A 20,121-nucleotide genomic window follows, 5' to 3' on the forward strand; every position below is an offset into this window, starting at 1 on the left:
CGGGTGGCGGCGCGCAGGCACCATACCCACGGGCATGTGCATGGGCCAGGGACAGTCGGCTAACAGACCGGGAACTCCGGTGGCCCTGCCGGTGTTCGGCAACGCCCTGGCCTACGGCAACCCAAGAGCTGGGAAAAAGGGGAACCAGGCAGCACGTAGGCTCATCCTTCGAACAGAAGAGACCACCCCCAGACGGGGAAAAGACCATCCCCCGACGGGGCAGCACCAGCCGGAGAGCAACCGCACATGTCGTACTCACCCGACGGACAGCACCAGCCGTACCGGTCGGAAGGGCAGTACCAGCAGCAGCCCTACGGCGCTTCGTACACGCAGCAGTACGAACCCCAGTACCAGCCCGAGCCCCCGTACGGGCCGCCGCAGCCGCCGTACAACGAGCCGGAGGAGCCCCCGTACGAGGAGCGCCGGCCGCGCAGGGGCAGGCGCTGGCTGATCGCGGGTGTCTCCGTGCTCGCCCTCGCGGGCATCGCGGCCGGAGTGATGTACCACTTCGAGATACCCCCGTTCACCGACAAGGGCAAGGACGTCTCCTTCGGCCAGGGGGCCGCGGGCGGCGGCCAGGCGGGCGGCGCCGACGGCGGCACCGCGAAGCAGGCGGCCAACTCCAAGGCCCTGATGCCCACCGGCCCGAAGGCCGAGTTCAAGAACTCCATGACCCTGGCCGACGGCACGCACGTGGCCGTCACCACGCTGGACGGCAAGAAGTCCGGCTTCAAGGGCAAGGTGTGGGTCTGGGCTCCCAAGGAGTACAACGACCCGAAGTTCGCCAAGAGCGGCTTCCCGGTCATGATCGCCCTGCCCGGCGGCGCCGGCTACCCCAACAACTACTGGATGGGCACCGACCTCGGGCTCCAGACCAGCATCAGCAAGTGGTACGCCGAGGGCAAGAGCAAGCCGTTCATCCTCGCCATGCCGGTGCTGAACCCGGGCCCGGACGACAAGGGCATCTACTGGGACGGCTCCGACATCCCCGACCAGCCGAAGATGGGCACCTGGCTGACCGAGGACGTCCCGGACCTCATGAAGCAGAACTTCCGCACCGTCAAGTCCCGTGACGGCTGGGCCTACATGGGCTCCTCCACCGGCGGCTTCGCGAGCCTGAAGGCCGTGCTCAAGTACCCGGAGAAGTTCAAGGCCGCGATCTGCTCCGGCCCGGACATCGTGCCCGACTCCTCCCTGTGGAAGGGCCACGACAAGGAGAAGGCCGAGAACAACCCGGAGCTCCTGGCGAAGGCCATGATCGACAAGAAGGGCGCGCCGGACGTCTACCTCGCCTTCCAGGTCGGCGACAACGAGAGCAACAAGAAGACGCTGCCCGATGTGCAGAAGTTCGTCGCGACCTACGGCAAGGGGCCGATCCACACCAGCCTGAGGGTCATCCCCGGCGGCCAGCACAACGCCAAGACCTACGTGCCGAACATGGGCGAGGGCCCGATCCAGTTCATCAGCAAGGTCATGGAAGGACCGGTGGAGTAACCGCCGGTACGAGGGATTCCGCGCACGGCCCGCCGAACACCATCGGCGGGCCGTCGCCGTCCCAGGCCGCCCAGCCCGGGTCCCCGGTCACGGCGAAGCGCACCCAGGCCGCGTGCATCCGGTCGGCCAGCTCCTGCGGGGCGTCCGGCCCGGCCAGCCACGAGGCCTCCGGCACGTCGAGGGTGTCGAACACGAAGCCCAGCTCCAGGGCGTGGCAGGCGCCGAGGCCCGGCAGGCCGGAGGGCCAGCCGAACTCGTACAGGAAGCTGGAAGCGGACCGCCGCGCCCCGGCGAGGCGGCGCAGCGGATCGCGCAGCAGCCCGTCGGTGAGCAGCTGTCCCGCGAGCTCCGCCGGGCCGGCCCCGGGAAGTACGGCGCGCAGTGCCCGTACGGCGGCCCGGTCCTTCCCGCTGCGGGCGCGGGCCAGCGCCACGGTGAGCGGACCGAGCCGGTCCATGACCCGCAGGGCGCCGGTGGGGGCGAGCCAGAGCCGGTACTCCTCGGTGGTCCAGCCCAGCAGCAGCGGTACGTCCGCCGCCGCGGCGGCCTCCAGGGGGTCGTCCGGGAGCGTGTCCGGGTCGGCGACCAGGCCGAAGGCGGGACCGCCGGTGAGCGGGCTGGAGCGGCGCAGCACGGCGCCCTGGGCGGCGAGCAGGTCGGGCAGGGCGGTGGCGGCGAAGGCCCCGGCGGTCGCGGGCACCTTGAGCAGGGAGGCCATCCGCCGGACCATGGCGCGCACCTTCTCGCGGGGCAGCACCTCCGGGGCGCCGCTCTGCAGGGCGGCCTGCGCGAAGAGCCCGGCGGCGCGCGGGGCGCCGAGCAGGGCCCCGACGCTGATGGCTCCGGCGGATTCACCGAAGACGGTGACGCGGGCGGGGTCCCCGCCGAAGGCCTCGATGTTCTCCCGGACCCAGGTCAGGGCGGCGATCTGGTCGAGCAGCCCGCGGTTGGCGGGGGCGTCGGGGAAGAGCCCGTAGCCGAGCACGCCCAGCCGGTAGTTGACCGAGACGAGCACCACCCCGTCGCGGGCGAAGGCGGAGCCGTCGTAGACGGGGACGGCCGAGGATCCGCGGGTGAGCGCCCCGCCGTGCAGCCACACCATGACGGGCAGCCGGGCCCCGGGAGCCGGCTCCGGGGTCCACACGTTGAGGTTCAGGCAGTCGTCCCCGGGGACCTCCGGGTCGGGCAGCAGGGCGGCGAACTTCGGCGGGTAGGGCACCTTGGGCGCGGTGGGCCCGAAGGCGCCGGCGTCGCGTACGCCGTCCCAGGCGGCCGGCGGCGCGGGCGCGGCGAAGCGGAGGGCGCCGACGGGCGGGGCGGCGTACGGGATGCCCCGGAAGGAGGCGGTCCCGCCCGGGCCGGTCCGGCCCTCGACGACGCCGTACCCGGTCCTGACCCGGGGCCGGCCGCTGCCGCCCGCTGTGCTCATCGTTTCCTCCGTAGACCCGTAGACCCGTGGACCGCAGACCCGCGGACCGCAGACCCGCGGACCCGTAGACCCATGGACCCGTTAAACCACTGAATCCGCTGTTCCGCCTCCCGGGCACGGTCGCACAGGCCTGCGAGGGGTGACAAGGCGTGACCCGGCGCGGGGCGGGCCTGGTTGGAGCGGGCATGCGATCCATGCGTATCCACTCCGGCGTCCGCGGCTTCGTCCGGGCGGCCGGGCCGGTCCCCCCGCTCGCGCCCGTGCTCGCGCCCGTGCTCCTGCCCCTGCCCCTGCTCCTGCTCCTGGCCGCAGGCCCGGCGCGGGCCGCGGCCGGGCCCGACTTCCAGTACGTGGGCCAGGACGACAAGATCCACGGGCTGACCGCCCCGAAGGGCTGCGTGGCGGCGGAGGGCGGCGGATCCCGGGCCGTCACCAACTCGACCCGCGGAACGGCGACCTTCTACCGGGAGCCGGGCTGCGCGGGCAGCCCGGCGGCGGTGCTGGAGCCCGGCGCCGCGGGCCAGATCAAGCCGTACTTCGCCTCCGTGCGATTTTCCTTCATCAGTAAGGCCCAGCGGCCGTGACCGCACGGCCCCCGCTGCGTTGTACGCCATGTCAAATGCCACAGACCCCTGTGGCACCACACATCTCACAAGGAGATCTTGATGTCGCGTATCGCGAAGGCAATCGCCGTCACCGCTGTTGCCGGTAGCGCCCTGGCCGCCGGTGCCGGTCTGGCCGTCGCCGATGCCGGAGCGCACGGTGCGGCGGTCGGCTCCCCCGGTGTCCTCTCGGGCAACCTGGTCCAGGTTCCGGTGCACGTCCCGGTCAACGTCTGCGGCAACACCGTGAACGTGATCGCCCTGCTGAACCCGGCGTTCGGCAACACCTGCGTCAACGCGTCGGGCGGTGGCGAGCACCACACCGAGGGCTACGGCGGCTGACGGCCGGATCGAGGACCGAGGGCCCCCGCCGCACGGCGGGGGCCCTTCTCGCGTCCGGACTCGCGTGTCCGCGTCGGGGCAACGGGTCATGCGTACGGGCGCATGCGTACGGGTCATTCGTAGCGGTAGAGGCCCTGGTGGCCGAGCATGTCGCGCGGGGTGAGGTCCCACGGCGGCATCGGCTCGTCGAGGGCGATCACCCGGCCGCGCTGGAGGTCGCCCGGTTCGAGCGGGGCGGCGGGCAGGTAGCCGGAGCCGGGGTGCCTCAGCTGCCAGCGGTCCCAGAGCAGGTCGACGAAGGCGTGGTGCAGCCAGAACGCCGGATCGTTGGGCGCCGTACCGCCCGTCATGTGGCCCCCGATCCACTGGTGGACCTTGTTGTGGTTGCGCCAGCGCTCGCTCTTCGGCGCGGCCCAGCCCTCCAGCTTGTTGCGGAACCCGCCGCCCTGCGCCGTGGAGTCCCAGGGCGAGCTGTCGTACTTCGGGTCGTCGAGCGCCCACTGGAGCTCGGCCGCGGTGGGCAGGGCGATCGGGTTCTGCGGCCGGCCGAGGTTGCGGGTGAGGAAGCGGGCCTCCGTGATGCCCACCGTGATCTCCCAGTTGCCGTTCCCGTAGGCGAAGGGGCCGGTCATGACCCGGCGGTCGCCCTCGCGGCCGGTGCCGCCGAGGAAGTCCTCGGCCCAGAGGGGGGAGACGGGGCTGTTGTCCGCGGTCCAGTCCCAGTACGGGACCGAGACCCCCGGGTCGACGGCCTGGAGCAACCGCTCGAACTCGAGCAGGTAGCGCCGGTGCCAGGGGAAGAAGGACGGGGACATGTGCCCGACGCGGAGCTTGCTGTCCCGGTCGGGCACGAAGTACTTGTCGTGGGTGCGCACCAGGTCGTCGTACGCGCCGCTGCGCTTGACCTCCAGCACGGCCGCCGTGAACCGCCTCTTCTGGGCGCTGGTCAGGTTCTTCTGGTTCTGCCGGGTGTACATGCGGGGCTCCTCAGCCGTGGTGCGGGGCCGCGAACGCCAGCTGGGTGGTGCCGAGTTCGTCGACGGCGGCGCGGGCGAGTTCCAGCGGTGTCCCGAAGGACTGGAAGTGGTTGATCCCGCTCAGGTAGCTGCCGTCGGCGCGGCGCATGACGTGCAGGGGGCGGCCGTCGATGCGGACCCCGGCGAGGTCGACGGCGATGTGCCGCCCGCGGTACGTCTCCTCGGCGAGGGGGGCCGGGGTCAGGGTCTGCCGGGGGCGACGGGCGCGCAGTACGGGGGCCAGCGCGGCGGCCGTGCCGGCGAGCACGGCCGCGGTGAAGGCCGTACGAAGGGCCGTGCGGCGGGTGAGTACTGCGGAGGCGGGTGTGGCGTACATGCGGTCTCCCTCGCTCGGTGGTCCGCGATACGGGGTCTAACGCGGCGCGGCGGGCGAGGTCACCTCGGCAGCTCAGGATGGTTGCAGAAGAGGGCGGCGGGGGGCAGCAGTCCCGGCCGCGAGGACGGGGATCAGCCCGCGGCCCGCTGGAGGCGGGGCAGGTGCAGGTCGCGGAAGACGGCGGCCATGCGGAGCGTGAAGACCAGCCCGGCGGAGACGGCGATGTTGAGGGTGTCCGCGGTCCCGGCCCAGTGCAGGCCGAGGTAGCAGGCCGCCCCGGCGAGCGCGGCGGTCGCGTACACCTCCTCGCGCAGGAGCAGCGGCGGGAACTCCCCGCAGAGCACGTCGCGGACGACCTCGCCGGTGACCCCGGTCAGCACGGCGAGGATGAGCACCGCCACGGGCGTGACGTGGGCGTCGATGGCGGCGCGGGCGCCGATGACGGTGACGACGGCGAGCCCGACGGCGTCGACGACGACGAGGGCGCGCTGCGGGAGCTCGCGGCGGCGCAGGTAGAGCATGGTGGCGACGGCCACGGAGGCGATGACGACGAGCAGGAGCCAGTCGCGGGTCCAGTAGAGCGGGTGGCGGTCGAGGATGAGGTCGCGGAGGGTGCCGCCGGAGATGGCCGCGGCGAAGGCCAGGACGAGCCCGCCGAAGGGGTCCATGTTGGCCCGGTGGGCGGCGAGGACGCCGGAGGCGGCGAAGGCGGCGATGCCGAGGAGGTAGAGGGCGTGCAGCATGGCGCCTCCTTCAGAGGACGGGGCGAACGATCCGAGTCGACCTGTCGACCCTGCCGCACCGCCCCGCTCCCCCACATCGGCCGTTCGGCCATGCGCTGCCGGGTGCCGCCCCCTGCCGTGACCATTGCGCGGGGCTTCTCCCCGCCCCGCCCTCCTCCCGTTCACCGGGACTCCGCCCCCGGACCCCTGGGGGTCCGGGGGCGGAGTCCCCGGGTTCGGACCGGAGCTACGGGGACGGGAGCTCGGCGAAGTCCGCCACCAGGGTGTGGTGGTGACCCGGGGTGCCCAGGGTCAGGGCGTCGGCCTTGGCTCGCTTCAGGTACAGGTGCGCCGGGTGCTCCCAGGTCATCCCGATGCCGCCGTGCAGCTGCACGCACTCCTCCGCCGCCCGCACCGCCACCCCGGAGCAGTACGCCTGCGCGACCGCCACCGTCAGCGGTGCGTCGGGGGCCCCGGTGGCCAGGGCGTCCGCCGCCGCGCGGGCCGCGGCGCGGGCCGAGGCCACGTCCAGCCACAGCTGCGCCAGCCGGTGCTTCAGCGCCTGGAAGGAGCCGACCGGCCGGTTGAACTGGTGGCGGCCGCGCACGTGCCGCACCGTCTCCGTCAGGCACCACTCCGCGAGCCCGAGCTGCTCGGAGGCCAGCAGTCCGGCCCCCGAGAGCAGCGCCCCGGCGACCGCCGCGCGGGCCGTCGCCGGGTCCGCGAGCAGGGTCCCCGCGGCGCCGTCCAGCGTCACCGCGGCGAGCGGGCGGGTCAGGTCCAGCGGGACCCGCCCGGTCAGCGAGGCCTCCGCCGCCGGGACCGCGTACAGCCCCCTGTCGGCGAGGACCAGCAGGACGTCGGCGGCCACCGCGTCCGCCACCGAGGTGACGGTGCCCGTCAGGATCCCGCCCCCGGTGTCCCGTACGGCGGTCGGCAGCGGCGCGCCCGGGGCCTGCGTCAGCGGCAGCGCCGGTGCGCACACCTGCCGGCCCGCGGCCAGCTCCCGCAGGAGCCCGGCGACTTCCGGGGTCTCGGTGTCACAGCCCAGCAGGATCTCCGTCGCGAGGACCGCGCTCGTCAGGTACGGCACCGGCGCCACGGCCCGCCCCAGCTCCTCCAGGACCACGGCCGCCTCCCGGTGGCCCGCGCCCAGGCCGCCGAGCTTCTCCGGTACGAGCAGCCCGGCCGTGCCGATCTCCGCCGCGAGCGTGTGCCACAGCTCCGGGTCGTGCGGCCGGCCGGTCTCCGCCCGGGCGAGCACGCCCGCCGGTGCGCAGCGGTCCGCGAGCAGCGCCCGTACGGCCGACCGGAGCTCCTCCTCCGTCTCGGAGTACAGCAGGTCGAACGCAGTGCTCATCGGGCCAGGTCCTTCCAGGCGAGGTCCTTGTCGTCGCGCGGCTCGGCGGGCAGGCCGAGGACGCGTTCGGCGACGATGTTGAGGAGGATTTCGCTGGTGCCGCCCTCGATGCTGTTGCCCTTGGCGCGCAGGTAGCGGTAGCCGGCGTCGCGGCCGGTGAAGTCGACGAGCTCGGGCCGGCGCATCGTCCAGTCCTCGTACAGCAGGCCCTCCTCGCCGAGGAGTTCCACCTCCAGGCCGCTGATCTCCTGGTTGAGGCGGGCGAACGTGAGCTTCATCCCGGACCCTTCGGGGCCGGGCTGCCCGGCGGCGAGCTGCTGGCGCAGCCGTTCGCCGGTCAGCCGGGCCACCTCGGCCTGGACCCACAGCTGGAGCAGCCGCTGGTGCAGTGCGTGGGTACGCAGCTCGGGCCGCTCGCGCCAGGCGGCGGCGACGCTTGCGATCATGCCGCCCTCGCGCGGGATCCGCATGCCGCCGATGGAGACGCGTTCGTTCATCAGGGTGGTGCGGGCGACCTCCCAGCCCCGGCCGACGGCGCCGAGCCGGTGGCTGTCGGGGATGCGGACGCCGGTCAGGAAGACCTCGTTGAACTCGGCCTCGCCGGTGATCTGGCGCAGCGGCCGGACCTCGACGCCGGGGGCGTGCATATCGCAGAGGAAGTACGTGATGCCCTGGTGCTTGGGCAGCGCCGGGTCGGTGCGGGCGATGAGGATGGCCCAGCGGGCGGTGTGGGCGCTGGAGGTCCACACCTTCTGCCCGTCGACGATCCAGTCGCCCGAGCCGCTCTCGCGGACCGCGCGGGTGCCGAGCGCGGCGAGGTCGGAGCCGGCCCCGGGCTCGCTGAAGAGCTGGCACCAGACCTCCTCGCCCACCCACAGGGGGCGCAGGAAGCGCCGCTTCTGCTCGTCGGTGCCGTACGCGAGGATCGTGGGCGCGGCCATGCCGAGGCCGATGCCGATCCGGCGCGGGTCGTTGTCGGGGGCGCCGGCGGCCTCGAGTTCGGCGTCGACGACGGCCTGGAGGGTGCGGGGCGCGGCGAGTCCGCCGAGGCCCTCGGGGTAGTGGACCCAGGCGAGGCCGGCGTCGAAGCGGGCCCGCAGGAAGTCGGCGCGGTCGGTGTCGGCGGGCGGGTGGGCGAGGAGCAGGTCCCGTACGCGCGCGACCAGTGCTTCGGAGGTGATCACCGCGGGTCCCCTCCGTTCAGGGCCGGTACGACGACCAGCCGGCCGGTGGTGGTCCCGTCGGCGAGGCGCTGCACGGCGTCGGCGGCCGCGGCGAGCGGGACGCGTTCGCTGACCAGCGGCTTGATGGCGCCCTCGGCGGCGAGCCGGGTGAGCTCGGCGTGGCAGGCGGCGATGGCGGCGGGGTCCTTGGCGGCGTACAGGCCCCAGTGCAGGCCGAGGACGGCGTAGTTCTTCACGAGGGCGTGGTTGAGGGCGGGGGCGGGGATGGTGCCGCTCGCGAAGCCGACGACGACGATCCGGCCCTCGAAGGCCACGCATTTGGCGGAGGCGGTGTACGCGTCGCCGCCGACGGGGTCGTACACCACGTCGGCCCCGCGCCCGGCGGTGAACTCCTTGACCCGGGCCGCGATCGCGGCCGGGTCCTCGCCGGTCCGGTCGATCACCAGGTCGCAGCCGAGGTCCTCGGCGGTGCGCGCCTTGGCCTTGCCTCCGACGACCCCGATGACGGTGGCGCCGGCGGCCTTGCCGAGCTGGACCGCGGCGCTGCCGACCCCGCCGGCGGCGGCGTGCACGAGGAGGGTCTCGCCGGCCTGGAGGCGGGCCCGGCGGTGCAGGCCGAACCAGCCGGTCTGGTAGCCGATGTGCAGGGCGGCGGCCTCGGCGTCGTCGAGGGTCTCGGGGGCCGGCAGCAGGGCCCGGGCGGAAGCGGTGACGTACTCGGCGAAGCCGCCGTGCGGCAGGCTCGGGTTGGCGATGACGCGGCGGCCGTCCTCGGTCTCGCCGCAGATCTCGACGCCGGGGGTGAAGGGCAGCGGCGGGCGGATCTGGTATTGGCCGCGCACGAGCAGCGCGTCGGGGAAGTTGACGTTCGCCGCGAGCACTTTGAGCCTCACCTCGCCCTCGCCGGGCACCGGTTCGGGAACCTCTTCGAGGCGCATGGCCTCTCGGGGTTCGCCGGGGGAATGTACTCGCCATGCCTGCATCCGGGGCCTCCAGCCGCCGTCGAGGAACCACGCTCCGCGGGCATACTAAGCAGTCGCTTGCCTCTCTGGGAACTGTCGGCGGGGCTGATTCCGGGTCGGGCCGAAACCCCACGCGTCAATCCGGCCACTCCCGCCCCCGATCAGGCAACATGTGGCGTGCACGCGTCATGACTTGAGTCCAGGGGGGACCACCACATGAGAAGAAGCATGTCCGCAGCCGCGACCGCCGTCGTCCTGGCCGGTCTGATCACGGCGGCCGGGCCGGCGGCCGCGGCCGGGCCGGCGTGCACGCCGGACATCCTCCGGCTGCCGTCCCTCGCGGACGGACCCGCGCCGGCCGGCGGGGCCGTACGGGCCTTCGGGGCCGGCGGCCTGGTGGCCGGCGACAGCGCCGGGCTGCCCGCGTACTGGACCGCCGACCACGCGGTGCACGCCGTCCCGCTGCCCGAGGGCTTCGTGTCGGGCCAGGTCCTCGCGGTGAACGCCAAGGGCCTGATGGTGGGCACCCTCCGGCGCGCCGGCGAGTACACGACCTCCTACGGGTTCACCTACCAGCGGGGTGCGTCGGAGGTCCGGCTGATCGGCGGCGCAGCCGCTTCGAGCGCGGTGACGGACGTCAACGACGCGGGGCGCGTCGTCGGCATGGAGGGCGGCGTCGCCAAGGAATGGCTGAACGGCGCCGTGGTGCGCGAGCTGCCCGTTCCCGCGGACGAGCACCCGAGCGTCCGGATCGTCTCGGTGGACGGGATCAACGCGCGCGGGGACATCGTCGGCACGGCCCAGACCTCGTACGAGGACGACCAGCTCAGGGGGAAGACCTTCCCGGTCGTCTGGCCCTCAGGGGGCGGGTACCCGCCGTACAGCCTGCGGGTGTGGACCGAGGACGACTGGACGGTGCGGACGGCCGCGGCCGGCATCGACGACCGCGGCCGGGTCGTCGGCCACGAAGACCTCAGCCACCGCGACTGGCAGGAGCGCAAGCCGGCCGTCTGGAAGAAGCCCTACGACGCCCTGCCGAACGATCCCGGACGGGTCAAGGGCTACGACCACGTGACCTTCGACGGCCTCAGCCCGGCCACGAACGTGGCCGTCGGCTCGGCCATGACCTTCGTCGAGGGGTACGCCAACTTCCTCCACGCCGCGTACTGGCCGGGAACGGGAGCGCCGCTGGCGCTCCCGCACCCCGCCGGTACCAGCCCGGACTCGCGCAGCTCGGCCTTCGCGGCCTCGGACGACGACCGGGTGGGCGGTACGTTCTACGACTGGGGGGCCATGAAGGGCAGCGCCGTGGTGTGGAACTGCGCGAGCAAGCAGGCGTACGCACCGCAGTAGCGGCCCGGGCGCCGCGGGCATGGTGATCTGAGCTCCGGCGCGCTATCGATGGGCGCATGGAGACGCCTTCGCAGGATACCGCGCCGGAACCTTCGCCCGGGCCGCCCGTGCCGCCCGGGCCGCCGCCGCCGTCCGAACCGCCCGGGCTGCCCGCGCCGCCGCCGGCGGGCGCCGCCGCGCTGCCCGCCGGTACGTACGCGGGGCAGGTGGTCCTCGTGACCGGCGGCGGCACCGGGCTGGGCAAGGCCATCGCCGCCGAGTTCGCCCGGCTCGGCGCGGACCTGGTGATCGCGGGCCGGCGCGCGGAGCGGCTGGAGGCGGCGCAGGAGGAGTTGGCGGCCGTCCCCGGCGCGGGCCGGGTGACGGCCGCCGTCTGCGACATCCGGGACCCGGAACGGATCGCCGAGGTCTTCGACGCGGCGCAGGCGGCGCTCGGCCTGCCGGACGTCCTGGTCAACAACGCGGCCGCCAACTTCCCGTGCCCGGCGGAGGACCTGTCCCCCAACGCCTGGCGGGCGGTCGTCGACATCACCCTGACCGGCACCTGGTTCACGACCCGCGAGTTCGGCCGCCGCCACCTCGGCGCCGCCTCATCCGGGTCCATCGTCAACATCGGCGCCTCGTACGCCTGGACCGGCGGCCCGGGCTTCGCCCACAGCGCGGCCGCCAAGGCCGGGGTGAAGAACCTGGTGGAGACGCTCGCCGTCGAGTGGGGCCCGTACGGCATCCGGATCAACGGCCTCGTCCCCGGCCTGTTCCCGCACGCCGACATGACCGAGGACATCCGCGGCGGCCTGGAGCGGGCCGCGCCCGACGCCCGGGACTCCCGCCAGCCCGCCCTGCGCGTCGGCGCCCCGCGCGAACTCGGGTGGGCGGCCACCTTCCTGGCCTCCCCGTACGCCCGGTTCATCACCGGGCACACGCTGGTGGTCGACGGCGCGAACTGGCAGCGCCGCTCGCTGGTCAACCCGGAGGTGGTCCCGGTCCGCACGCAGTTGGGGCGCGGCCCGTTCACCCCCTGAGCGCCGGTTGTCAGTGGCCGGTGCGAGGATCCCCTCATGTCTCTCGCCGATCTGACCCTCGCCCACTGGCGCTCGCTCGACCGGGCCGCCGCCGGGCGCATCGCGCACGAGGCCGCCGCGCAGGCGGGCGGCCGCGTGGTGCTGCTCGACACCGTCGACCACCTCGGCGGGCCGCTGCACCGCGTCCGCATCGAGCGCGAGGGGCAGGAGTTCGCCCTGATACCCGGCGGGGCGGTGCGGCTCGGGTTCGACCTCGACGCCTGGGTGCCGACGCCGGCGCAGGTCGCCGACCACGAGGAGAGCCGGGCGGAGGGGTACGGGTACGAGCTCCCCCTGAAGGACTACCTCGCCGAGGTGCTCAGCCCGGTCCGGACCACGGCGCTCGCCACCGTGCTCATGGCGGTGGAGGACGAGACCCTGACCGAGCGCCCGGAGGCGATGGCGGACGTGCTCGCGGCGCGCGGGCTGCGGATGCCGGGCGCCGACGAGTGGGAGCACGCCTGCGGGGCCGGGGCGGGCACCCTGTTCCGGTGGGGGAACGAGTGCCCCCTGGACGAGCCCTCGTACGGGGGCGCCGGTGGCCTGCGGCACGAACCGAACGCCTTCGGGCTGCACATCGCGTACGACAGCTACGGCACGGAGCTGAGCAGCGACCCGGCCGCGGTGCACGGCGGTGACGGCGGCGAGGCCGTCTGCGGCGGATACGGCGACCTGCTCGCGTGGCTGCCGCTGGCCACCGCCAACCGCAACCCGTCCACGGCCGAGTTCGCGTACGGGCCGGACGGCGAGGGCATGTACGAGGAGTTCTCGACGCGGCCGGTGTTCAGCCTCCGGTGAAGTGCGGCGGGCGGCGGGCCGCTTTGGCGGTGTAGCCCTCGCGGCAGTCCTCGGAGGTGAGGGTGAGGGCCGCCGTCATCGCGACGCGGTCGAGGGCCGGGGCGAGGGCGGCGTCCGCGTAGGCGTCGATCGCGCGCTTGATCCCCTGCACCGCGAGCGGGGCGTTGGCCGCGATCTCGGCCGCCACCGCACGCGCCGCGCTCTCCAACTCCTCCGGCGGGACGAGCAGTTGGACCAGGCTCAGGCGGTGCGCCGTCGCGGCGTCGATCCGGCGGCCGGTCAGCGCCAGGAACTTGGCCCAGCCCGCACCCGCCTCGCGGGCGATCCGCAGATCGCCGCCCGCGTCCACCGCCACGCCGAGCTGCGCCTCGGGCAGGGCGAAGACGGCGTCCTCGGCGGCGATGCGGAAGTCGGCCATCAGAGCCAGTTCGAAGCCGAAGCCGAGGCAGTAGCCCTGCACGGCGGCCACCACCGGCTGCGGGAGCCGCGAGAGCACGGCGAAGCGTTCGTGCACCCAGCGGATGCCCTCGTAGTAGTTGCGGGTCCGCTCGGCGGCCGTCGCGCCCGTGATGGCGCCGCCGGGGGCGCTCACGTCGATGCCCGCACAGAAGGCGCGGCCCTCGGCCCGCAGCAGGACCACCCGTACGTCCGGATCGAAGCGGATCCGGTCCGCGAGCAGGCCCAGCTGGCGGGTGGACTCCCAGCTCCAGCCGTTGAGCCGGTCGGGGCGGCAGAGGGTGAGGACCGCGATCCCGTCCGCGGTCTCCAGCCGGACGCGCTCCTCGCCCTCAGCGACCTCGCTGCCGATGGTGTCGATCACGGAAATCCCCTATTCTGACGATCCGTCAGAATAGGGCTCCGCGGTCAGCGCGTGAAGACTTCGAACGTCACCGCCGGGCGGCCGCCGAAGCGCGCGGACGCCTGCTGGGCGTAGCCGGTGAGGAAGGTGCGGCAGTACTCCTCCGGGTCCTGGTCGGTGAGCACCTCGATGTACGCCTTGTGCTCCATCAGCGACTTGATGGAACGCTCCAGTCCGGGACCGGCGTCCACGGCGTGCGTCGGCGTCGAGGACCCGGCCACCGCGACCCAGCGCACCCCGTCCCAGGGCTCCAGCCCCTGCTCGGAGATGAGTTCGGGGAAGATCCACCGGTTGCCGGCGTCGGCGGCCGCGTCCAGGGTGGCCCGGCCGACGGCCTTGTGGTCGGGGGTGTTCCAGTTGCCCCCGCCGCCCTGCCCGCCCCAGGTGTCGCGGTGGTTGAGGGTGATGAGCAGTTCGGGGCGGTGCCGGCGGATGGCCGCAGCGATGTCCCGGCGCAGGTCCAGGCCGTACTCGACCACACCGTCGCGGTAGTCGAGGAACTCCACCGTGGACACCCCGACGACCGCGGCGCTCGCGCGCTGCTCGGCCTCGCGCAGCGGGGCGCACTCCTCGGGCGGGATCGTGTCGATGCCGGCCTCTCCGCGGGTGGCCAGGAGGTAGACGACCTCGCGGCCGCCGTCCGTCCACTGGGCGATCGCCCCGGCCCCGCCGTACTCCAGATCGTCGGGGTGGGCGACCACCGCGAGGGCGCGCTGCCAGTCGGCGGGCATCGGCTCCAAGGGCGCGGGCTGATCCAGTTGTTCGGTCATGCCCGCACAATAGACGCACCCCCGCGCACCCCCGCGCGCCGGAAGCAGAGTTCTAGACGTCGTCGCGTACGAGGGCCAGCAGGCGGTCCAGGACGCGGGGGCCGCCGGCGCGGACGCCGTCGTGTTCGAACTCGTCCGTCACCCACGTGCGCAGGCCCCGGACCGACGCGGCGGTGTGCAGGGAGTGCGCGGTGTCGACGTACAGGTCGTCGTGGTAGATCGCGGCGGCCACCGGGACCTCGTTGGCGGCGAGCCGGTCCGGGTCGTACAGGGGCTCCCAGCCGGTACGGGCGGCCAGCAGCTCGGCGGTCTCGCGCAGCGGGGCCAGCGCGGGGTCGGCGGTGAAGTGCCAGGGGTGGATGGTCTCGCCCGTGAACAGCAGGGGCCCGTCGCCCGCGAGGGTCTTCCCGGCGTCGAAGCCGGGGTGGCCCGCGCGGACCCGCTCGGCGGCCCAGGCGGTGGGCGCGGCCGGGTCCTGGGCGTAGATCGGTTCGTGGAGCAGGGCGTACAGGGGGTGCGCGGCGAAGGAGAGCAGTCCCTGTACCTGCTCCAGGAACGCGTCGGCGAGGGCCGGGCCCGACGGGGTCGGGACGAAGGCGTCCTCCAGCAGGTAGTGCAGCTGGTGGCTGCCGTCGCCGGTGCCGAGCAGGATGCCGAGGGACTGGAAGGCCTCGGCGGTGAGGCGGTGGCCGCCGGGGAGTTCGGCCGGGCGCTCCACGAGGTGGGCGGCGATGCGGCGGGCGCGCTCGACGTCCATCGGGTAGCGGGCGTAGTGGGCCCGGTTCTTGCGCTCCATGCGGGGGTACGCCGCCGCGTACACCTCGTCGGCGGTGGCCGTCAGGGACGGGAGGCCGCCGGTGATCAGGGCGGCGGTCAGGCCCTCGGGGGCGGTGGAGAGGTAGTGGGTGGTGCAGAAGCCGCCGAAGCTCTGCCCGAGCACGGTCCAGGGCGCGCCGGTCAGGCCGGGTCGGATGGCCTCGGCGTCGCGCACGATGGAGTCCGCGCGGAAGTGGGCGAGGTACTCGGCCTGCTGCTCGGGGGTCCCGCGCAGGGGCAGGGTCTGCCGGTTCGCCGGGGTGGAGCGGCCGGTCCCGCGCTGGTCGAGCAGGAGGACGCGGTACTCGGCCAGGGCCCGCTCCAGCCAGGCCTGCCGGCCGGTGAAGCGGCGGGCGCCGAAGCCGGGTCCGCCCTCCAGGTAGAGCAGCCAGGGCAGGGTCTCGGGGTCCTTGCCGGTGGCGACGGCCTCGCGGGCGTACAGCTCGATGTGCTCCCCGTCCGGGCGCGCGTGGTCGAGCGGGACGCTGAAGCGGTGGTCGGTGAGGACGACACCGGGCTGACGGTAGCTGCGGTCGATGGTCACGAACGGCCCCTGGGTCGTGTCTTTCGGATCAGGTCGGCCGCGAGCCCGGCATGATCCGAAAGACCCGACCCGGGTCGGCGGCGGCCCCGGCCGGATCGCGACCGGGGCACGGGTCTGGCGGCCCGGCCGAGTGTAGTACGGGACCACCGCGCACCCCGGCCCCCACCTGCGCCTACGTCAGCCGGGGGCCGGGGGCCGGGTCACAGCGGTCCGGCGGGTCTAGAACTCGACCACCGAGCGGAGGACCTCGCCGCGGTGCATGCGGGTGAAGGCGGCTTCGACGGCGTCCAGGGAGATGGTCTCGGAGACGAAGGCGTCGAGGTCGAGGCGGCCCTGGAGGTAGAGGTCGATGAGGAGGGGGAAGTCCCGCTCGGGCAGGCAGTCCCCGTACCAGGAGGACTTGAGGGAGCCGCCGCGGCCGAAGACGTCGAGCAGCGGGAGTTCGAGCTTCATCTCCGGCGTCGGCACGCCGACCAGGACCACCGTGCCGGCGAGGTCGCGGGCGTAGAAGGCCTGCTGGTACGTCTCGGGGCGGCCCACGGCGTCGATGACCACGTCGGCGCCGTTGCCTCCGGTGAGGGCCTGGACGGCCTTGACCACGTCTTCCGTACGGCCGTTGACGGTGTGGGTGGCCCCCAGGCCCCGCGCCCACTCCAGCTTCCGGTCGTCGAGGTCGACGGCGATGATCCGGCCCGCGCCGGCGAGGCGGGCGCCGGCGACGGCCGCGTTGCCCACTCCCCCGCAGCCGATGACGGCGACGGAGTCGCCGCGCCCGACGTTGCCGGTGTTCAGGGCGGCGCCGAGGCCGGCCATCACCCCGCAGCCGAGGAGGCCTGCGGCGGCCGGGGAGGCCGCCGGGTCGACCTTGGTGCACTGGCCCGCCGCGACCAGGGTCTTCTCGGCGAACGCGCCGATGCCGAGCGCCGGGGAGAGCGGGGTGCCGTCCTCCAGGGTCATGGGCTGCGTGGCGTTGTGCGTGTTGAAGCAGTACCAGGGGCGGCCGCGCTTGCAGGCCCGGCAGGTGCCGCACACGGCGCGCCAGTTGAGGACGACGAAGTCGCCGGGCGCGACGGAGGTGACGTCCGGGCCGACGGATTCGACGATTCCGGCGGCCTCGTGGCCGAGGAGGAAGGGGAACTCGTCGTTGATGCCGCCCTCGCGGTAGTGGAGGTCGGTGTGGCAGACCCCGCAGGCCTGGACCTTGACCAGGGCCTCGCCGGGCCCCGGGTCGGGCACGAGGATCGTCGTCGTCTCCACCGGTGCGCCCTTGCTCCGGGCGATGACCCCTCGTACACGATGCGTCACGTCGTACCCCGCTCTGGTCGGATCTGTCTGGATCAACGAACGTACACGGGCGCGGCGGTGGAAGGGACCCGTGTCACGCCGGGGAAGTGGGAGTGGCGAGTTCCGGCGGTACGGCGGCGCGAAGTGCCGCTGCGAAGGCGGCCACGGCGGGGTGGGCGGCGGCGCCGCTGCGGAAGGCCACCTGGGTCCGGCGCTCCATGAGGAGCCGGGTGAGGGAGACGGCCGGGCCGGCGGGCCCCGTGACCCCGAGCTGCGGGACGACGGCGACGCCCTGACCGGCCGCGACCAGGGCGAGCACGGTGGGGAACTCGTCGACCCGGTGGCGGATCCGCGGGGTGAACCCGGCGGCCTGGCAGGCCCGCAGGGCCATGGCGTGGCACAGGGTGCCGTGGGTGGCCGTGATCCAGGGGGCGTCGGCGTGTGCCCGCAGGACGGCTCCCTGGTCGGGACCGCGGCCGGCGGGGGCCGCGGCGGCCGCGGCCCCCGCCGGGGCGGCCAGGTACATCGACTCCCGGTAGAGCGGCCGCGTCGCGAGCCCCGGCTCCTGCGGGACGGGGACGAAGTCGTATTCGTGGATCAGGGCCACGTCCAGGTCTCCGGCGCGCAGCGCGTGCGCGACCGCCGCCGGGTCGGTCTCCGAGACCATCGGCTCCAGCCCCGGGTGGCGCCGGGCCAGGGCCACCAGGGCGGCCGGGACGATGGCCCGGATGGCGGTGGGGAAGGCCCCGATGCGAAGGGCCCCGGCCAGGCCGCCGCGCGCCTCGGCGAGATCGGCGTCGGCCTGTTCCAGCCGCTCCAGCACGGCCTCGGCGTGCCGGACCAGGTTCTGCCCGGCGGGGGTGAGCCGGACCCGGCGGCCGGTGCGTTCGAGGAGCGGCAGCCCCGCCTCGCGTTCGAGGACGGCGAGTTGCTGGGACACCGCCGAAGGGCTGAAGGCGAGGGCCTCGGCCACGGCGGCGATGGTCCCGCGGCGGGCGAGTTCGCGCAGCAGGCGCAGGCGTCGTACGTCGAGCATCGGCTCAGCTTACGGGTGCGGTAAGAAACGCGAACTGGATTTGGTGCTCGGGGCAGATGAAGCTCGTCGGCATGGCACAGGACCTCTCCCTCCACGGGATTCACGTACCGCTCGTCACCCCCTTCACGCGCGCCGGGGACATCGCCGCCGACTCCCTGGAAGCGCTCGCCCACCAGGTGCTCGACGAGGGCGCCACCGGGATCGTCGCCCTCGGCACGACGGGCGAGGCCGCCGCGCTCGACGAGGCGGAGCGCGACCTCGTCACCGGCGTCTGCGCCCGGGTCTGCCGCGAGCGGGGCGCGATGCTGACGGTCGGCGCGGGGGCGAGCGGCACCCGGGCCGCCGGGGCGGCGCTCGGCCGGCTCGCGAAGTGGCCCGAGGTGCGGGCGGCGCTGGTGACCGTGCCCTCGTTCGTACGGCCCGGGGCGGCGGGGGTGCTGGCGCACTTCGCGCGGCTGGCCGAGGTGAGCCCCGTACCGCTCGTCGTCTACCACATCCCGTACCGGACCGGGCAGCCGCTGGACGCGGCCGCGCTGCGGGCGCTCGGGGAGCTGCCGGGGGTGGCGGGGATGAAGTACGCGGGCGGCGGCGTCGGCGAGGAGGCGGTGGCGCTGCTCGGCGGGGCGCCGGACGGGTTCGCGGTACTGGCGGGCGACGACCTGTACGTGTCCCCGCTGCTGGCGCTGGGCGCGGCGGGCGGGGTACTCGCCTCGGCGCACCTGGCGACGGCGCGGTACGCGGAGCTGGCCGCGGCCTGGCGGGCCGGTGACGTGCCGCGGGCCCGGGCCCTGGGCCACGCTCTGGCCCGGCTCTCGGCGGCGCTCTTCGCCGAGCCGAATCCGGTGGTCGTGAAGGGCGTGCTGCATGCCCAGGGCCGGATCCCGACCCCGGACGTACGGCTCCCGCTGCTGCCGGCGGGCGGGGCGGCGGTGTCGGCGGCGCTGGAACGGCTGGCGGAGGTCTGAAAACCGTCCGACAGCGCGACGGGCATGCCGGGAAGCGTCCCCTGTGGGCGGTTCGCAAACAACGGGCGAGATGCCCGAATCGGACTAGGGTTTGGGCGACTTGTCCGTTTCCCTGAAACGGTTCCGGAGCTCGTGATGTGAGTCACTCGAATAGGAGCAACATCATTAATCCGGAGTAGACGGTTCCCTTTTCCCGGAAAGGAATTTCGGCATTCCCGGAAGGCGCCCCCAAGGTCGTTTCCGACCCTGAAACCGGCAAGACGATCACCCGGGGGAATTCGAGCCTTGTTCCCGCCCGGCGCACTCGCTTACCTTCTCGTCATTCCCAGCGGGCAGCTGCTGAAACCGGCGGCCGCCAGGGATCCCCCGCACCCCCACGTGAGGAATTCCGCCATGCCCGGACTCGGTAAGCACCGCCGCCCGAAGCAGCGCCCGATCGCCCGCAAGCTGGCCTTCGCCGGCACCGGCGGCGCCGCCCTCGCCCTGCCGCTGATCAGCGCGACCACGGCCGGCGCGGCGGTCACGCAGCCGGCCGCGGCGCCCGCCGTGAAGACCGTCACGCTGCCCGCCGTCAAGCCGGCGGCGGAAAAGGCGATGGCCCCCCTCACCTATTCCGTGACCGTCGGCGACACCCTTTCGAAGATCGCCGTCGAGCATGCGGTGAACGGCGGCTGGCAGGCCCTCTACGAGGCCAACCGGGGCGCCATCGGGTCCAACCCCTCGATCATTCGCCCGGGGCTGAAGCTGAGCATCGGCGCGGCGGCCAAGGCGGCCGTCGCGAAGGCGACCGCGGTGAAGGCGGCCGCGGTGGCCAAGCCCGCCACCACGTACGCGAACAACCTCGACGGCTGGATCCGGCAGTCGCTGGACATCATGGCCCAGCACGGAATCCCCGGCAGCTACAACGGAATTCACCGCAATGTCATGCGGGAGTCCTCGGGCAACCCGATGGCCATCAACAACTGGGACTCCAACGCGGCGGCCGGCATTCCCTCCAAGGGCCTGCTCCAGGTCATCGACCCGACCTTCCGGGCCTACCACGTGCCCGGCACTTCCCTGAACTCGTACGACCCGGTCGCCAACATCACGGCCGCCTGCAACTACGCGGCGGCCCGTTACGGCTCGATCGACAACGTCAACGGCGCCTACTAGGCCCCCCGGAGGGCCGTCCCTGAGCCGGGTCCAAT

At 73.9% G+C, this 20,121-nt stretch carries 20 protein-coding genes; 8 read left to right on the forward strand and 12 right to left on the reverse strand.

Translation table 11 applies throughout. From position 1 onward, the window contains the following. The first annotated feature begins 246 nt into the window (after nucleotides 1-246). The gene (locus tag IF02_RS0105320) at nucleotides 247-1,494 is read left to right on the forward strand and encodes an alpha/beta hydrolase (protein ID WP_078621883.1); all 1,248 of its coding nucleotides are present in this window, start codon (nucleotides 247-249) and stop codon (nucleotides 1,492-1,494) included. On the opposite strand, the gene IF02_RS0105325 is transcribed toward IF02_RS0105320, so the two are convergent. Then, on the reverse strand, nucleotides 1,472-2,923 hold the full coding sequence (locus IF02_RS0105325; protein WP_051695810.1) for a carboxylesterase/lipase family protein: 1,452 nt from the start codon (nucleotides 2,921-2,923) through the stop codon (nucleotides 1,472-1,474). The genes IF02_RS0105320 and IF02_RS0105325 overlap by 23 nt on opposite strands. A 185-nt stretch (nucleotides 2,924-3,108) precedes the next feature. Between IF02_RS0105325 and IF02_RS0105330 the strand changes: the two genes are divergently transcribed. Together IF02_RS0105330 and IF02_RS0105335 are read left to right on the forward strand one after the other, a co-directional pair. Continuing rightward, nucleotides 3,109-3,507: a hypothetical protein gene (locus IF02_RS0105330; protein WP_158708458.1), complete on the forward strand. Its 399-nt coding sequence runs from the start codon at nucleotides 3,109-3,111 to the stop codon at nucleotides 3,505-3,507. An 81-nt stretch (nucleotides 3,508-3,588) separates the two neighbouring features. Then, a complete protein-coding gene (locus IF02_RS0105335; protein ID WP_030154075.1) occupies nucleotides 3,589-3,867 on the forward strand; it encodes a chaplin in 279 nt (92 codons plus the stop codon). A gap of 113 nt (nucleotides 3,868-3,980) precedes the next feature. On the opposite strand, the gene IF02_RS0105340 is transcribed toward IF02_RS0105335, so the two are convergent. From IF02_RS0105340 to IF02_RS0105365, 6 genes are all read right to left on the reverse strand, one after another. Continuing rightward, nucleotides 3,981-4,844, reverse strand: a complete 864-nt coding sequence (locus tag IF02_RS0105340) for a tyrosinase family protein (RefSeq protein WP_030154076.1) — start codon at nucleotides 4,842-4,844, stop codon at nucleotides 3,981-3,983. 10 nt (nucleotides 4,845-4,854) lie between these two features. Then, nucleotides 4,855-5,220, reverse strand: a complete 366-nt coding sequence (locus IF02_RS0105345) for a tyrosinase family oxidase copper chaperone (protein ID WP_030154077.1) — start codon at nucleotides 5,218-5,220, stop codon at nucleotides 4,855-4,857. Nucleotides 5,221-5,351: 131 nt separating this feature from the next. Next, the gene (locus IF02_RS0105350; RefSeq protein WP_030154078.1) at nucleotides 5,352-5,963 is read right to left on the reverse strand and encodes a trimeric intracellular cation channel family protein; all 612 of its coding nucleotides are present in this window, start codon (nucleotides 5,961-5,963) and stop codon (nucleotides 5,352-5,354) included. A gap of 226 nt (nucleotides 5,964-6,189) precedes the next feature. Further along, nucleotides 6,190-7,302 carry an acyl-CoA dehydrogenase family protein gene (locus IF02_RS0105355; RefSeq protein ID WP_030154079.1) on the reverse strand — a complete coding sequence of 371 codons (1,113 nt, stop codon included), beginning with the start codon at nucleotides 7,300-7,302 and terminating at the stop codon, nucleotides 6,190-6,192. Further along, entirely contained in the window at nucleotides 7,299-8,483 is a 1,185-nt protein-coding gene (locus tag IF02_RS0105360) for an acyl-CoA dehydrogenase family protein (RefSeq protein WP_030154080.1), read from the reverse strand. Before IF02_RS0105360 ends, IF02_RS0105355 begins: the two co-directional genes overlap by 4 nt. Continuing rightward, the gene (locus tag IF02_RS0105365; protein ID WP_030154081.1) at nucleotides 8,483-9,469 is read right to left on the reverse strand and encodes an NADPH:quinone oxidoreductase family protein; all 987 of its coding nucleotides are present in this window, start codon (nucleotides 9,467-9,469) and stop codon (nucleotides 8,483-8,485) included. The genes IF02_RS0105360 and IF02_RS0105365 overlap by 1 nt, the downstream gene beginning before the upstream one ends. A gap of 207 nt (nucleotides 9,470-9,676) precedes the next feature. Between IF02_RS0105365 and IF02_RS0105370 the strand changes: the two genes are divergently transcribed. From IF02_RS0105370 to IF02_RS0105380, 3 genes are read left to right on the forward strand one after another with little or no spacing between them, the layout of a single operon-like run. Beyond that, entirely contained in the window at nucleotides 9,677-10,801 is a 1,125-nt protein-coding gene (locus IF02_RS0105370; protein WP_030154082.1) for a hypothetical protein, read from the forward strand. A 56-nt stretch (nucleotides 10,802-10,857) separates the two neighbouring features. After that, nucleotides 10,858-11,823, forward strand: a complete 966-nt coding sequence (locus tag IF02_RS0105375) for an SDR family oxidoreductase (RefSeq protein ID WP_234318092.1) — start codon at nucleotides 10,858-10,860, stop codon at nucleotides 11,821-11,823. A gap of 36 nt (nucleotides 11,824-11,859) precedes the next feature. Then, nucleotides 11,860-12,660 (forward strand): hypothetical protein, encoded by an 801-nt coding sequence (locus tag IF02_RS0105380; RefSeq protein WP_030154084.1) that lies wholly within the window; start codon nucleotides 11,860-11,862, stop codon nucleotides 12,658-12,660. Here IF02_RS0105380 and IF02_RS0105385 read toward each other — a convergent pair. From IF02_RS0105385 to IF02_RS0105405, 5 genes are all read right to left on the reverse strand, one after another. Beyond that, nucleotides 12,647-13,480: an enoyl-CoA hydratase/isomerase family protein gene (locus tag IF02_RS0105385; protein ID WP_030154085.1), complete on the reverse strand. Its 834-nt coding sequence runs from the start codon at nucleotides 13,478-13,480 to the stop codon at nucleotides 12,647-12,649. The genes IF02_RS0105380 and IF02_RS0105385 overlap by 14 nt on opposite strands. Before the next feature lie 44 nt (nucleotides 13,481-13,524). After that, the gene (locus IF02_RS0105390; RefSeq protein ID WP_030154086.1) at nucleotides 13,525-14,289 is read right to left on the reverse strand and encodes a PIG-L deacetylase family protein; all 765 of its coding nucleotides are present in this window, start codon (nucleotides 14,287-14,289) and stop codon (nucleotides 13,525-13,527) included. Between the two features lie 52 nt (nucleotides 14,290-14,341). Continuing rightward, nucleotides 14,342-15,643 (reverse strand): alpha/beta fold hydrolase, encoded by a 1,302-nt coding sequence (locus IF02_RS0105395; RefSeq protein WP_106977222.1) that lies wholly within the window; start codon nucleotides 15,641-15,643, stop codon nucleotides 14,342-14,344. A gap of 225 nt (nucleotides 15,644-15,868) precedes the next feature. Further along, nucleotides 15,869-16,954, reverse strand: coding sequence for an S-(hydroxymethyl)mycothiol dehydrogenase (locus IF02_RS0105400; RefSeq protein ID WP_030154088.1), 1,086 nt, complete (start codon nucleotides 16,952-16,954; stop codon nucleotides 15,869-15,871). 73 nt (nucleotides 16,955-17,027) lie between these two features. Further along, entirely contained in the window at nucleotides 17,028-17,969 is a 942-nt protein-coding gene (locus IF02_RS0105405) for a LysR substrate-binding domain-containing protein (protein ID WP_030154089.1), read from the reverse strand. Between the two features lie 71 nt (nucleotides 17,970-18,040). Here IF02_RS0105405 and IF02_RS0105410 point away from each other — a divergent pair, with 71 nt between their 5' ends. Both IF02_RS0105410 and IF02_RS0105415 read left to right on the forward strand, forming a co-directional pair. Beyond that, nucleotides 18,041-18,934 carry a dihydrodipicolinate synthase family protein gene (locus IF02_RS0105410; RefSeq protein ID WP_030154090.1) on the forward strand — a complete coding sequence of 298 codons (894 nt, stop codon included), beginning with the start codon at nucleotides 18,041-18,043 and terminating at the stop codon, nucleotides 18,932-18,934. 393 nt (nucleotides 18,935-19,327) lie between these two features. Continuing rightward, nucleotides 19,328-20,086, forward strand: coding sequence for a transglycosylase SLT domain-containing protein (locus IF02_RS0105415; RefSeq protein WP_030154091.1), 759 nt, complete (start codon nucleotides 19,328-19,330; stop codon nucleotides 20,084-20,086). Nucleotides 20,087-20,121: the final 35 nt, after the last annotated feature.

The organism is Streptomyces sp. NRRL S-244, assembly GCF_000717915.1.
Taxonomy (GTDB): Bacteria; Actinomycetota; Actinomycetes; order Streptomycetales; family Streptomycetaceae; genus Streptomyces.